Origin of the sequence: Pseudomonas lijiangensis, from assembly GCF_018968705.1 — a bacterium.
GTDB classification, from domain to species: Bacteria; Pseudomonadota; Gammaproteobacteria; order Pseudomonadales; family Pseudomonadaceae; genus Aquipseudomonas; species Aquipseudomonas lijiangensis.
Genome location: NZ_CP076668.1, coordinates 5,769,093 through 5,781,815 on the forward strand (window position 1 = coordinate 5,769,093; position 12,723 = coordinate 5,781,815).

A 12,723-nucleotide genomic window follows, 5' to 3' on the forward strand; every position below is an offset into this window, starting at 1 on the left:
CAGGTATCGCCGGGCTCAATGCCCGGACGACTCCTGATTGTTGTTGCCCAGGGTTTCCAGCAGGGCAATCTGCATCCGCGTATGCACGCGGATGAACCAGCGCCACAGCAATGCTGCAACCACCGCCGCAATCAGCACGATCACCAGCAACAACTCGCTTGTCGGCAGAATGCTCGCCGACAGAGCAGCCAGCAGAATGAAGATCACCACCAGCGACAACAGCGGAATCACCTCCGCTACCACCTTGCGAACCCGCACGGTATGCCTTCCGGCCATTTCAGGCTTCACGCCCATCTCCGCCAGCAGCATCGACAGCGCCTTGAGCTTGCGGTACGCCGCAATCAGGAAAGGTAGCGACAGCAGCAATGCCGCCCCACAGATCCAGGCCTTCTGCTGACCTACATCGCTGACCCACTCACTCATGTAAGCGCCGATACGTCCGGCGAAATAACCACCGCTGAAGAAGATCGCTATCACCAGCGCCAGGTTGACCCCGACCTGCAGCAGTATCCGCCGGATCATCGACGCCAGCACGGCGCCCTGCCCTTGAGGCTGAATGCTGCGCAGCCATTCGCCGTACATGTTGAACACCCGCGCCACGCGCCCTGGCACGATGGACGCCAGTTGCAGCGACAGCGGGTCGGCGGCGCGAATCAGGTAAGGGGTCAGCAGCGTGGTAATAGCCGAAACCGCCACCGCCACGGGATAGAGAAAATCGCTGGTGACCTGCAAGGTCATGCCCAGCGCCGCGATGATGAAGGAAAATTCGCCAATCTGTGACAGCCCCATGCCGACGCGCAGCGAGGTCCGCCCATCGTTACCGGCAATGAAAGCCCCGAGCCCGCAGGACAGCATCTTGCCGAGCACCACGGCGACGGTAATGAGCGCGATGGGCCAGGCATATTCCAACAGGACTTTCGGGTCGATCATCAGACCAATGGCGACGAAGAAGATGGCGCTGAACATGTCGCGAATGGGTTCGATAAGCCGCTCAATCTTCACCAACTGGCGGGATTCGGCCATGATCGCGCCGATCAGGAAGGCCCCCAGCACCATGCTGTATTCCAGCTTCACCACCAGCAGGCAGAAACCGAAGCACAGGCCAAGCACCGTCACCAGCAGCATTTCGTTGCTTTCGAACTTCGCGACGTAAGACAGCAGGCGCGGCACCAGCAGAATGCCGATCACCAGGGCCACGATCATGAACAACGACAGTTTGCCGACCGTGGAGAAGACCTCGCCGGAACTCACCGAGCCACTGACCGCGATCCCCGACAGCAAGGCGATGATGCCGATGCCGAGGATGTCTTCGACGATCAGCACCCCGAAAATCAGCTGGGCAAAGTGCTGGTTCTTCATCTTCAGGTCATTGAGCGCCTTGACGATGATGGTGGTCGAGGAAATCGCCAGGATCGCGCCCAGGAACAGCGAATCCATGGTTTTCCAGCCAAAGAACTGGCCGATTTCGTAGCCGATCCAGATCATCAGGGCAATTTCGAGAAAAGCCGCGATGAACGCCGTGGCTCCGACCTTGAACAGCTTGCGCAGGCTGAATTCCAGCCCCAGGCAGAACATCAGGAAAATCACCCCGAGCTCTGCGAGGGTCTTGATGGTGTCTTCGTCATGGATCAGCCCGACTGGCGGGGTATGCGGACCAATGATGAAGCCGGCAACGATATAGCCCAGCACCACCGGCTGCTTGAGGCGATGGAAGAGAATGGTCACCACACCCGCCACCAGCATGATCACTGCCAAATCCTGGATAAAATTGACGGCATGCATGGGTGTGGCTCCTTTTTGATAAATGATGCCTGAAGCTCCCGAATAGCCAGCGAAGCTGAAAAGTCGGAAGTTGCATCAATAAAACGCTACGAAAAGCGTAAGAAAAAACCCGATCCACGGGTTTTGGGAGAGTAACACTGCACCCGTCGAGAGAAAGCCGGTGCAATATATGGAAACAGATAGACCTCAAGCGTGACGGCATTCACTCCGCCAGCGTCCCGATAACTGTCTGTTGCAGGTAGTTGAACCACCCTCGTGAGCGCCAGCATAAGGCGCCACTCATGATGACCTTGACCGTGTGAGTACGCTATGGAACCCGGAAACGCCCAGCTGTCGATGACTGTATTGATGACCCCGGACATGGCCAACTTCTCTGGCAATGTGCATGGCGGTACGTTGCTCAAGTACCTGGATGAAGTCGCTTACGCCTGCGCCAGCCGTTATGCCGGTCGCTACGTGGTGACGCTGTCCGTGGATCAGGTGATTTTCCGCGAGCCGGTTCACGTCGGTGAACTGGTGACCTTCCTGGCCTCGGTGAACTACACCGGCAATACCTCGATGGAGGTCGGGATCAAGGTCGTGACCGAAAACATCCGCGAGCGCTCGGTCCGCCACAGCAACAGTTGCTTCTTCACCATGGTCGCGGTGGATGACAACCGCAAACCGGCCAGCGTCCCGCCACTGGAGCCGGAAACCGCCGAAGGCAAGCGCCGCTTCATCCAGGCCCAGCAACGCCGCCAGATTCGCCAGGAACTGGAAAAGCGTTATCAGGAAATCAAGGAAGAAGCGCCTTAATTGCTGATCAGTTAAGAGGCAAGGTCACAATCCGTGGGAGGGGCCTTGGCCGCGACAGCCAGCTTTCAGGCGCTGAAAATGTGTTGCCTGTAAGCAAGTCGTCGCGGCCAAGGCCCCTCCCACAAGTGACAGGTATGCCTTAACTGATCAACCGCACCGCCTCAAACCGCACTCGCGGATGAGCAATCCGGTCCTGCGCCCGCACCAGTTCCAGCTCATAGCTGCCACAGGCCTGGGTTTCCAGCAGCACTTCATGCACCGCCGCAGCCGTGAATTCGAAAGCCGCGACCAGATCGTCACCCAACAGCACACGCGCCAGGAACAACCCCGACGTCAGATCACCCACGCCCACCGGCTGACGTGGAAAGGCCAGCAACGGACGACGCAGGTGCCAACTGGCATCGGCGGTCACCAGCAGCATTTCAAAACCGTCGGCCGCCTTGCCGGGATAGTCCAGGTGTTTGACCACCACAGCCTTGGGGCCTCGTGCCAGTAACGCCCGCGCCATGGCCAGGCAATCGAGCAGGGATTCAGGCTTGCGGCCAGAAAAGCTGTCCAGTTCCAGCTGGTTCGGGCACATGAAGTCCGCAACGGCTGCGGCTTCTTCCAGGAGAAAATCACTGACGTCTGCCGGAACGATGCAGCCCTTCTCGGGATGTCCCATGACCGGGTCGCACAAGTACAGCGCCTTGGGATTGGCCGCCTTGATACGCGCCACACCCGTCAGAATCGCCCTGCCCTGCGCCGCACTGCCCAGGTAACCGGACAGCACGGCGTCACAGTTGCCCAGCTCACCAATGGCCGCGATACCTTCGATCAGCGCCGGGATCTGCTGGGGAGCCAGCACTTCGCCCGTCCATTGCTTGTATTGGGTGTGATTGGAGAACTGGACCGTGTTGAGCGGCCAGACATTGACCCCGATACGCTGCATGGGGAACACCGCTGCGCCGTTGCCTGCGTGGCCGAATACCACGTGAGACTGGATGGCGAGCAAGTGAGGTGTACGTTTCATGGGAGGATCCTGAACACGATGCAAATGCAGTAATAAGAAATTTAAGTCGCGCAGTATGGCTGTAAATCACTTAGGGCAGTTAAGCTGAAGACTCCTGAGTAGGAGCACTCTGCCATGCTGACCCTGGGAAACATTTTCGTGCTGATGCTGTTCGCAAGTGCGGCAGCCTGGTTGTGGCATGCCCACGGTCTGCGCGAGCGAGCGCTGGAGCGTGTCAAACAGCATTGTGCCCGGCTCGATCTGGAATTGCTGGACGGCAATGTCGCACTGCGACGCCTGGCGTTCATCCGTGATGCCCAAGGCCACAAGCGTCTGGCACGTGTCTACGGCTTCGAGTTCACGGTCACCGGCGAACAGCGTCATCCGGGCACTATCACCATGTTCGGTGCCCATTCGGCGCAGATCGAACTCGCACCCTACCCGTTTGAAATTAAAACGCCACCACCTGGCGCTGAAATCATCGAAATGAACAAGTGGCGCGAGACTCATCAACAGCGCAAGCAGTGAGCCAGTTGCGCCTGAAGCGTGATGCTGTCCTGCGGCGTCTGGAAGATCAGTTCCAGACGCGAATCCTGACGCCACTCGCTGCCTTGCCATTCAAGGCGCGAGCCCTCCAGGCAATTGGCTGAAAACCAGCCTTCGGGACTGTGGATAACCATCTTCGCACGCCGCCAGGCAAGGCTTTCCAGCCACTGCCCCAACGTCGCAAGGTCAAATTGCCGGGAAGGATGCCAGCGCCAACCGATACTCCAGCCCTCCGCACTCTCCTGGCTCAGGCAGATCGGTTCCTTCGGATCAGCCCACACGGCAGGCAGTTGCCCGAGACTTCGGGGCAGAACGAGGTTATCCACAGCGCGGTTATCCACAGCACTTCGCTGTGCAAAGCCCGGCAAGTGAGCCAATTCGAGCTGCCCTTGCTCGACCCAGACCAGCGAATGTTCCGGCAATGCCTCGACCAGCCGCTGACGGGATGCTTGGTCGACAGTCTGTGCCTTGTTCATCACCACCAGCCCCGCCTCCGCCAGCGCGTCCTGCTGGGTGGCCGGTAGCGGCTGGCCTGCCGCCATGCTCATGGCGTCCAGCACCATCACGCCAGGCTGAACACTGAGCACGCCCAGCCAGGGCGCCTGTCGCAACTGAGCCATGAGTTGCAGCGGATGGCCAAGGCCTGAAGGCTCGATGAACAATCGGTCGGGCCGCGCCTTGCGCAGCAACCGCCCAAGACCGATCTGAAACGGAACGCCGTTGACGCAACACAGGCAGCCGCCAGCCACTTCGCCAAGTGCGATACCATCGGCATCCACGCTCAGGAGCGCAGCATCCAGACCGATCTGGCCGAACTCGTTGATCAGCACCGCCCAGCGCTCATCGGCCGGTTTCTGGCTCAGCAGGTGCTTGATCAGGCTGGTCTTGCCGGCGCCCAGCGGGCCACCGATCACATGGGTCGGGATGTTCTGCAGCATCTGGAGTCGCTTCTGAGAGTGTCGTTTGCAAACAATGATGAAGGAAAGCTGACAATGCGAGCCCTGGGGCTGCCCGTTCGATTGGCGTTGATGCTGCTGGCAATGACATCCGGCAAGGTATGGGCCCAGGCGTGTCTGGTGCACAGCCAGGCTGAGAGGTTAGACGTCAAAGTCTGTCAGGAAAACCTGAATATCCCGAAAGACCTGTTTCGCGACGGCTTCTGCAAACCGCAGCTGGCAGGCCAGAAAACAGAAGTGACCTTCTCGGAAAGCTGCCCGGCCGGCGCCTTTGGCATCTGCAGCAACGCACAGGTCGCCAATATGCCCTATCACGAGAATATCCACTATTACGGCATCGCCAGCGACGCGCTTTATCTCAAGCCGTTTTGCGAGGGGCAAAGCAAGGGCAAATGGCTGACGCCTGATTAAGCTAGCCAGTCCAGCGTCAGAATCAGGCGACGCTCGTTGCGCTCCAGTTGCGGCGAACGATGCACCAGCCCCAGCCCTTCGTTGCCACTCCAGCGCTCGCCCTTGAGCAAGGCCACTGCGCCGCAATCGATCTGCTGGATTCGATCCGGGTCCTGCGGTTCCGCTTCAGGGCTGCCAAGTTGCTTGCGGTCGATGGCGTTTTCCTTGAGCCACTGGCTGCCGATCCCGGCATAGGTGGTGACCAGCCGCACCGGCACGTGATCGACGTGAAAGCGCGGGCACATGGCCTTGTCCAGCGCACGCAGGCGCAGACCGACGCACTCGGCGCCCAGCAGGCAGGCATAGGCGCTGACCAGCCACGACACATCTGCGATGAATCCGTCATAACCCTGCAGGTCGGCATAGCCCGAAGCCAGGCCTTGCAGATTGGGTTCGACATCGCCGCCCTGCACGTCCAGGGTCATGGACTCCGACAACGGCTCGTTCAAGGACAGCAGCAAGGCGCCGAAGTCCTCGATATGCGCAGGCAACTGACGCTGCCAGACCGACAGGTTGACGCCGTCCTCCAGCACTTGCCCCAGCACTTCGGGGGTATTGCCCTGCACCTGACGGGCGCGGGGCTGGAACTTCAAGACCGGAGCAAGCATCAGGCGGCCTCCTCGGCGTGCCAGTCGCCGAACGGGTCGGGCAGCAAGCGCCAGCTTTCCGCACCCATGGCCAGTTCGTCATCGGTGAGCAGGCAGGCATCCAGCTCAGCTGTGAGCTGGGCGAAATCGATGTTTTGCCCGATGAAAACCAGTTCCTGGCGGCAATCACCGGTTTCAGGCGACCAGTTGTCCATGATCGACATAATGTTCTCCTGATCCTGAGGCCAGTGTGCGCGACTCACGAAGCGCCACCAGCGGCCCGCAAAGCCGTGACGCATCAGGCCGCCAGCCTGGGACCAGCTACCGGCATCCTTGTATTTGCTCGCCAGCCAGAAGAAGCCCTTGGAGCGCAGCAACTTGCCATTGATCCATGGCCGGTCGATAAAGCTGAAGAAGCGCTCCGGATGGAAAGGCCGACGCGCCCGGTAAGCCGTGGAAGCGATGCCGTATTCCTCGGTTTCAGGAACATGCTCGCCGCGCATTTCCTTGAGCCAGCCCGGCGCCTGGGAAGCACGCTCGAAGTCGAAACGACCGGTGTTGAGGATGGTCGACAGCGGCACCTGGCCCATGACCATCGGCACAATCTCGGCATGGGCATTGAGGCGCTTGAGGATGGCCATCAATTCTTCGCGTTCGCTGGAGCTGATCAGGTCGATCTTGCTGAGCAGGATCACATCCGCAAACTCGATCTGCTCGATCAGCAGGTCGGTAATCGAGCGGTCATCGTCTTCGCCCAGGGTTTCACCGCGGGTCGCCAGGCTTTCGGAAGCCTGATAATCGAGCATGAAGTTGACGCCATCGACCACGGTCACCATGGTGTCCAGGCGTGCCATGTCCGCCAGGCTATTGCCCGCTTCATCGCGGAAGGTAAAGGTTTCGGCCACCGGCAGGGGTTCGGAAATGCCCGTGGATTCGATCAGCAGGTAATCGAAGCGCCCATCCTGAGCCAGACGGCTGACTTCTTCGAGCAAGTCTTCGCGCAAGGTGCAGCAGATGCAGCCGTTGCTCATCTCGATCAGCTTCTCTTCAGCCCGGTTCAGGCTGACATCGCGCTGGACTTCGCCGCCATCGATGTTGATCTCGCTCATATCGTTGACGATAACGGCGACCCGCAGATTCTCGCGATTGCGCAGCACATGATTGAGAAGGGTACTTTTCCCGGCTCCAAGAAAACCGGACAGAACGGTAACAGGCAAACGATTCGACATCAGGATTCTCGGGCCAGGTTGCAAGGCTTGCACCTTGTTGATGTAGGCTGCACCGGGTCTGTTATCGACACCTTGGCAGCCAGCTCTAATCACCCGACAATGTTATAGTATAACGATACAAAATTGCCAACCCGTTCGACAAAGGGCGTCTGCGTGAAACACATTTCAAAAGGCTTGTTCACGTTACTGATATTGATCAGCGCGCAAACCCTGGCGGCAGGCCCGCGGCCACCCAGCGTGGATATGGCGACCTGCACCCGCAGCGCGACCCTGCTGGCGTGCAGCGATGCGCAAGGCAATGGCTACAGCGTTGCCACAGCGGGTTCGACCACGTATTTGCGGGGCTATGAAGTCATAGGCAAGAAGCGCTGGGCGCAGACCAACAGCCGGTTCGATCAGTTGACCTTCTTCACCGGCCTGGCCTCCAACGGCGATGCCTGGATCGGCACCATCCAGCGCGTCGGCTGGACCACCATCACCCGGGTGTCCAGTTCCGACGGCACACGCAGCAAGATCACGTGCAGCCGCCTGAGTGGCTGCCACTGAGCCGCATCAGGCCTGGGCCTGTTTCTTCTGTTCCTGAACCCAGGCCATGTGGGAATCCAGCGGCGGGTTGCGCTGGAAGTAACGCTGCAAACCCTCGAACAAACCGTCGGCCACGGCCTGCTGATGACGCGCCGTCACCAGCCGCTGACTGTCGCGACTGTTGGAGATGAAACCGGTTTCCACCAGGATCGACGGCACATCCGGTGACTTGAGCACCGCGAACCCGGCCTGTTCCACGCGCTTCTGATGCAGCGTGGTAATGCCTTCCAGACTGCCCAGTACGGTATGGCCCAGTTGCAGGCTGGCGGCGATGGTGGCGTTCATCGACATGTCGAGAATGACGCCAGCCAGCATCGGGTCCTTGTCCTTGAGGTTGAGCAGCGAAGTAGCGCCCAGCAGGTCGGCACCGTTTTCACGTTGAGCCATGAAGCGCGCCGTCGCCGATGTCGCGCCGCCTTCGGACAGAGCGAACACCGAAGCGCCGGAAGCCGTGAGACGCGGCGCAGCATCGGCATGCACCGAGATAAACATGTCGGCCTTGGACTTGTGGGCAAACTCCACGCGCTTGCGCAGAGGCACGAAGAAGTCATCGTTGCGCACCAACCGCACATCGAAACCTTTTTCACGCTTCAGACGTTTGGCCAGCAATTGGGCGATGGACAGCACAACGTCTTTCTCCCGCTCGCCTCGGGAACCGACAGCGCCAGGGTCCTTGCCGCCATGCCCGGCATCGACCACCACCATGATGTCACGCTTCGGGTGAGCCTTATCCGTGGCCTGGGCCTGAACCGGAGGCGGCGGCGCGACAGCAGCCATCTGCACCGGCGCGCTGGCGGTGGAACTCAGGTCCAGCACCAGGCGATGGCCCTGCCCGCCTTCCGGCCCGAGCAGAAAACTGTTGAGCTGCACAGGAGCCGTGAGGTCCAGCACGATGCGGGTGTCGTCGCCATGACCGTAATGCCCGGAACGGATCGACTTGATCACCGTACGATCCAGCGCCAGTTGGCTGAAATCCCCGGTCAGCCGCGAGCCCGTGACATCGATGATCAAACGGTCAGGCGCAACCAGGGTGAAGGTCTTGTATTGCACAGGCCCGCTCAGGTCGAGCACCAGCCTCAGCTTGTCATCGCTGCGCCATAGCCGTGCATTGCGGATCTGCGTGGCACTGGCCCCAAAAGGCAAGGCCAGCGCAGCGCTGGCCAGAAGCATGTTGAGCAGGATTTGACGTCGGTGCATGGCAGGTCTCACGAAACAAGGCGAGCATCCCGGCTCATGAAGTATCACCGCAACAATAGTAATAACATAACACCATGTTACAAGTGAAACTTGAAGCCTTACATGAAGATTGGCACCGACGAGAATCCTCTGATTACGGGCAGTAAGTACATGACCGAAAAGAAAAATGTTCCACGTGGAACGTCATCAGCTCCGTGGAGCGACTGCACCGCACTGCGGCCCTAGCCAGACGGCACGAGTATCCATGCTGCCGTTCTGTTGCTGGCCGGTGGCATTGAAGGTGCCGACCACCTTGGTGGTGAACTCGCGATTACTGAGAAACTGTGCCTGCCCGGTGCCTTGAGCCTTGGGGCAACTGAACTGGAAGTTCCAGGTCTGGCCATTGCGAGCAGTGATCTTCTGCGAACAGCCGGATTTGGGATCGGTCAGGGGAATATCGTCCGACTTGACCTGCGCTTCGGTCAGGCAGAATCGCACGCCTTGCCCGCCCAGCGTGACGCCTTGCTTCTGCATCATCTGTTCCATCATGGCGCGCTGCTCAGGGGGCAGGTTCTTCAATTGGCCCAGCATCAGTTGCAGATCCGGCAGCGCCTGACCATCGACTTGCATGTTGCTGGAAGTCAGCTCCCACAAACCCGGTTGCAGCATCTGGGCTTGAGCCACGGGTGCTGCCAGACAAAACATCAACGCCAACGCGCGTTTGTTCATTTAAGAAATCCTCGTAAGAACATTGCCCAGACAAGCCTGAGCGGGCCGACGCATCTTAGACGACAGAAGCGTTGACCAGTTGCACCGCGATTAAAATAGCGACAATCCCGAGCGGCTGTGGTCTGTTATAGGCGCAAAAGTGAGGAGCATTGTTTACGTATGGATTTCCATAGCCCGTATTTCTTTGGCTACGTCCTGGCTTTCATCCATCTGGTGGGTACCGCTGCCGCCATCCATGCATTGCTGACCGTGCGCACCGCGCAAGGCGCGATTGCCTGGGCGATGCCGCTGTTTTTCATTCCGTACTTCACCCTGATTCCTTATCTGGTCTTTGGCCGTAGTTCGTTCGACGCCTATATCAAGGCCCGGCGCGACGCCAACAGTGAAATGCGCAACGCCATCGCCAACCTGAACTGGCGGCCCTGGATCGAAGAGGCCGTAGCTGCAAGGCGCTCGGATGCCTATGCCTCACTGCGCGCCATGCCCAGACTCGGGCGCATGCCGGCTCTGGCCAATAACGAGGTCAAACTGCTGATTAATGGCCAGGCAAGTTTCGATGCCATGTTCGCCGCCATCGAGCAGGCACGGCAGACGGTTCTGGTGCAGTTCTTCATCATTCATGACGATGAACTCGGGCGCCGCCTGCAAACCCTATTGCTGAAAAAGGCCGCCGAGGGCGTGGAGATTTTCGTGCTCTATGACCGGATAGGCAGTCATGCCCTGCCCGCTTCCTACAGCGAGACACTGCGCGCAGGCGGCGTACAGATCAAAGCCTTTGCAACCCATGGTGGCTGGCTCAATCGCTTCCAGATCAACTTCCGCAATCACCGCAAGATCGTGGTGGTCGATGGGCTGAAAGGCTATCTGGGCGGGCACAACGTCGGTGATGAATATCTGGGACTCAAGCCGCCCCTGTCGCCCTGGCGCGATACCCATGTGCAGGTCATCGGTCCAGTGGTGGCCTGCCTGCAGGAGTCGTTCGCCGAAGACTGGTTCTGGGCCACCCGTGAGTTGCCGCCCATGAACCTGCCCGAATCCTTTCCCGAACAGGGCGTGTTGTGCCAGTTGCTGGCCAGCGGTCCGGCCGACGCTCAGGAAACCTGCTCGCTGTTTTTTGTCGAAGCCATCCATGCGGCGACCGAGCGAGTGTGGATCACCAGCCCTTATTTCATACCCGACGAAGCCGTGACGGCAGCCTTGCGTCTGGCGGTGTTACGCGGTGTGGATGTTCGGCTGCTGCTGCCCTCGCGCCCCGATCACTACGTGGTTTACGCCGCATCTACCCTGTTCGCCTTCGATGCCGTGCGGGCTGGCGTGCGGGTATTCCGCTACAAACCGGGGTTCCTGCATCAGAAAGTGGTGCTGGTGGACAACGAAATCACCGCCATCGGCAGCGCCAACCTGGACAACCGTTCGTTCCGGCTGAATTTCGAGCTGATGCTGCTGACGGTCGATACGAATTTCGCTCGCGAGGTTGAAGCCATGCTGACTGACGACTTCAACCTGAGCCACGAGATATCCCTTGAGGAAAGCCGCGAAACCCGCCACCTGCACCAGTTGGGCATGCGTGTGGCAAGGTTGATCTCGCCGATCCTGTAGCGTCAGCGATAGATGTCCTCACGGGTCAGCGGCAAATCATGCCCGCCATCGGCAAAGGGTTTGACCGCCAGAATCTGGTGCAGATTGATCCAGCCTCTGGCGAAGGCATAGGAACAACCGGCCAGATACAGCCGCCAGATACGCAAGGTATGTTCGGGCACCAGAGCAGCGGCTTCGCTGAGGCGCGCCTCGAGGCGAGCGCTCCAGTGCTCCAGGGTCCTGGCGTAATGCAGGCGCAGGCTTTCGACGTCGACGATTTCCAGCCCGGCGTCACTGATATGCGCGCTGATCATCGCCAGATGCGGCAGCTCACCATTGGGGAACACGTAACGGTCGATAAACTCACCGGCACCACGTCCCACCGGCCTGCCATCGGTATGCAGGGCCGTGATGCCGTGATTCATCACCAGGCCGCCCTCCTTCACGGCGCCGAACAGACACTGTGTATAAAGCGGCAGGTTGCCGTGACCTACATGTTCGAACATCCCCACACTGACCACCTTGTCGAAACGCTGGTCCTGAGGCAGATCGCGGTAGTCGAGCAATTGCAGCTCGACCCTGTCCTGCAACCCTTCGGCACTGACCCGTTCACGGGCAAGCACCAACTGCTGCTGACTCAAGGTGATCCCGAACACTTTCACGCCATACTCGCGGGCTGCAAAACGCGCCAGGCCGCCCCATCCACACCCCACATCCAGCAGATACTCGCCGGGCTTGAGACGCAGCTTGCGGCACAGATGCTGGAATTTGTCCTGCTGCGCCTGCTCCAGCGTCTCCCTGCCAGTCTTGAAGTAAGCGCAGGAATAGACCATCTCCTGATCGAGCCAGAGCTGGTAAAAACTGTTGGACAGGTCGTAGTGATAGGCAATCGATGCCGCATCGGTGGCCTTGTCGTGCCGGGTTCGAACGGGAGAACTGGAGTCTTCGTTTTCCAGCAGCGCGCGGGTCAACTCGTCGCAGACCCTGATGACCTCGCTGATTGAGCCTTCCAGTTCCAGCCGCCCTTCCACAAAGGCGCTGCCCAGCAGGTCGAGGCTGGGGTGAGTGAAGTCGGAAACCAGTTGCGGGTCCTTGACGACAATCGTGACGCTTGGCGCAGGTCCCAGATCCAGCTCATGACCGTCCCAGAGTTTGAGACGCAATGGCAGGCGGAGATTCTGCAAGGCCGTTGGAAGTTGCACGTTCATATGAATTGCCCCCCTATCCAGAAGCTGGAGAAAGGTAGTCCAGACGGTTCCACAGGAACCGAGGCTATTGGCAGGGAAAAACTTACAGGGAACGGCCTTGTGCCCAATGAT

Annotated in this window: 13 protein-coding genes; 5 read left to right on the forward strand and 8 right to left on the reverse strand. The window is 59.5% G+C overall.

Features of this window, described 5'->3' with window-relative positions; all coding sequences use genetic code 11:
• Positions 1 to 15 precede the first annotated feature (15 nt).
• Positions 16 to 1,782 (reverse strand): cation:proton antiporter, encoded by a 1,767-nt coding sequence (locus tag KQP88_RS24705; protein ID WP_122320681.1) that lies wholly within the window; start codon positions 1,780 to 1,782, stop codon positions 16 to 18.
• Between the two features lie 309 nt (positions 1,783 to 2,091).
• Between KQP88_RS24705 and KQP88_RS24710 the strand changes: the two genes are divergently transcribed.
• Complete coding sequence (locus KQP88_RS24710; RefSeq protein ID WP_117167877.1) at positions 2,092 to 2,577, forward strand: acyl-CoA thioesterase; 486 nt, start codon at positions 2,092 to 2,094, stop codon at positions 2,575 to 2,577.
• Positions 2,578 to 2,716: 139 nt separating this feature from the next.
• Here the strand turns inward: KQP88_RS24710 and pdxY are convergent, their stop codons facing one another.
• Positions 2,717 to 3,589 (reverse strand): pyridoxal kinase PdxY, encoded by an 873-nt coding sequence (pdxY, locus tag KQP88_RS24715; RefSeq protein WP_216704450.1) that lies wholly within the window; start codon positions 3,587 to 3,589, stop codon positions 2,717 to 2,719.
• 114 nt (positions 3,590 to 3,703) lie between these two features.
• Between pdxY and KQP88_RS24720 the strand changes: the two genes are divergently transcribed.
• Complete coding sequence (locus KQP88_RS24720) at positions 3,704 to 4,096, forward strand: DUF3301 domain-containing protein (protein WP_198723206.1); 393 nt, start codon at positions 3,704 to 3,706, stop codon at positions 4,094 to 4,096.
• Here KQP88_RS24720 and KQP88_RS24725 read toward each other — a convergent pair.
• Entirely contained in the window at positions 4,078 to 5,052 is a 975-nt protein-coding gene (locus tag KQP88_RS24725; protein WP_216704451.1) for a CobW family GTP-binding protein, read from the reverse strand. The two genes, KQP88_RS24720 and KQP88_RS24725, sit on opposite strands and share 19 nt — an antisense overlap.
• Positions 5,053 to 5,106: 54 nt before the next feature.
• On the opposite strand from KQP88_RS24725, the gene KQP88_RS24730 reads away from it, so the two are divergent.
• Positions 5,107 to 5,481, forward strand: coding sequence for an NADH:ubiquinone oxidoreductase (locus tag KQP88_RS24730; RefSeq protein WP_095068077.1), 375 nt, complete (start codon positions 5,107 to 5,109; stop codon positions 5,479 to 5,481).
• Here KQP88_RS24730 and KQP88_RS24735 read toward each other — a convergent pair.
• Both KQP88_RS24735 and zigA read right to left on the reverse strand, forming a co-directional pair.
• The gene (locus KQP88_RS24735; RefSeq protein WP_216704452.1) at positions 5,478 to 6,128 is read right to left on the reverse strand and encodes a DUF1826 domain-containing protein; all 651 of its coding nucleotides are present in this window, start codon (positions 6,126 to 6,128) and stop codon (positions 5,478 to 5,480) included. The genes KQP88_RS24730 and KQP88_RS24735 overlap by 4 nt on opposite strands.
• Positions 6,128 to 7,336, reverse strand: coding sequence for a zinc metallochaperone GTPase ZigA (zigA, locus tag KQP88_RS24740; RefSeq protein WP_216704453.1), 1,209 nt, complete (start codon positions 7,334 to 7,336; stop codon positions 6,128 to 6,130). Before zigA ends, KQP88_RS24735 begins: the two co-directional genes overlap by 1 nt.
• A gap of 153 nt (positions 7,337 to 7,489) precedes the next feature.
• Here zigA and KQP88_RS24745 point away from each other — a divergent pair, with 153 nt between their 5' ends.
• Positions 7,490 to 7,882, forward strand: a complete 393-nt coding sequence (locus tag KQP88_RS24745; RefSeq protein ID WP_095068080.1) for a glutamine synthetase — start codon at positions 7,490 to 7,492, stop codon at positions 7,880 to 7,882.
• A gap of 6 nt (positions 7,883 to 7,888) precedes the next feature.
• Here the strand turns inward: KQP88_RS24745 and KQP88_RS24750 are convergent, their stop codons facing one another.
• Both KQP88_RS24750 and KQP88_RS24755 read right to left on the reverse strand, forming a co-directional pair.
• Entirely contained in the window at positions 7,889 to 9,118 is a 1,230-nt protein-coding gene (locus KQP88_RS24750) for an N-acetylmuramoyl-L-alanine amidase (protein ID WP_198723214.1), read from the reverse strand.
• Between the two features lie 186 nt (positions 9,119 to 9,304).
• Positions 9,305 to 9,826, reverse strand: a complete 522-nt coding sequence (locus KQP88_RS24755) for a DUF3617 domain-containing protein (RefSeq protein WP_198723217.1) — start codon at positions 9,824 to 9,826, stop codon at positions 9,305 to 9,307.
• A gap of 159 nt (positions 9,827 to 9,985) precedes the next feature.
• Here KQP88_RS24755 and cls point away from each other — a divergent pair, with 159 nt between their 5' ends.
• A complete protein-coding gene (gene cls / locus KQP88_RS24760; RefSeq protein ID WP_216704454.1) occupies positions 9,986 to 11,425 on the forward strand; it encodes a cardiolipin synthase in 1,440 nt (479 codons plus the stop codon).
• A 2-nt stretch (positions 11,426 to 11,427) separates the two neighbouring features.
• Here cls and cfaB read toward each other — a convergent pair whose 3' ends face one another.
• Positions 11,428 to 12,612: a C17 cyclopropane fatty acid synthase CfaB gene (cfaB, locus tag KQP88_RS24765; protein ID WP_216704455.1), complete on the reverse strand. Its 1,185-nt coding sequence runs from the start codon at positions 12,610 to 12,612 to the stop codon at positions 11,428 to 11,430.
• Positions 12,613 to 12,723: the final 111 nt, after the last annotated feature.

What these genes read in the sequence shown, in the direction of transcription:
- KQP88_RS24705 (WP_122320681.1), bottom strand. Translation starts at nt 1,782, where the DNA reads ATGCATGCCGTCAATTTTATCCAGGATTTGGCAGTGATCATGCTGGTG.
- KQP88_RS24710 (WP_117167877.1), top strand. Translation starts at nt 2,092, where the DNA reads ATGGAACCCGGAAACGCCCAGCTGTCGATGACTGTATTGATGACCCCG.
- pdxY (WP_216704450.1), bottom strand. Translation starts at nt 3,589, where the DNA reads ATGAAACGTACACCTCACTTGCTCGCCATCCAGTCTCACGTGGTATTC.
- KQP88_RS24720 (WP_198723206.1), top strand. Translation starts at nt 3,704, where the DNA reads ATGCTGACCCTGGGAAACATTTTCGTGCTGATGCTGTTCGCAAGTGCG.
- KQP88_RS24725 (WP_216704451.1), bottom strand. Translation starts at nt 5,052, where the DNA reads ATGCTGCAGAACATCCCGACCCATGTGATCGGTGGCCCGCTGGGCGCC.
- KQP88_RS24730 (WP_095068077.1), top strand. Translation starts at nt 5,107, where the DNA reads ATGCGAGCCCTGGGGCTGCCCGTTCGATTGGCGTTGATGCTGCTGGCA.
- KQP88_RS24735 (WP_216704452.1), bottom strand. Translation starts at nt 6,128, where the DNA reads ATGCTTGCTCCGGTCTTGAAGTTCCAGCCCCGCGCCCGTCAGGTGCAG.
- zigA (WP_216704453.1), bottom strand. Translation starts at nt 7,336, where the DNA reads ATGTCGAATCGTTTGCCTGTTACCGTTCTGTCCGGTTTTCTTGGAGCC.
- KQP88_RS24750 (WP_198723214.1), bottom strand. Translation starts at nt 9,118, where the DNA reads ATGCACCGACGTCAAATCCTGCTCAACATGCTTCTGGCCAGCGCTGCG.
- KQP88_RS24755 (WP_198723217.1), bottom strand. Translation starts at nt 9,826, where the DNA reads ATGAACAAACGCGCGTTGGCGTTGATGTTTTGTCTGGCAGCACCCGTG.
- cls (WP_216704454.1), top strand. Translation starts at nt 9,986, where the DNA reads ATGGATTTCCATAGCCCGTATTTCTTTGGCTACGTCCTGGCTTTCATC.
- cfaB (WP_216704455.1), bottom strand. Translation starts at nt 12,612, where the DNA reads ATGAACGTGCAACTTCCAACGGCCTTGCAGAATCTCCGCCTGCCATTG.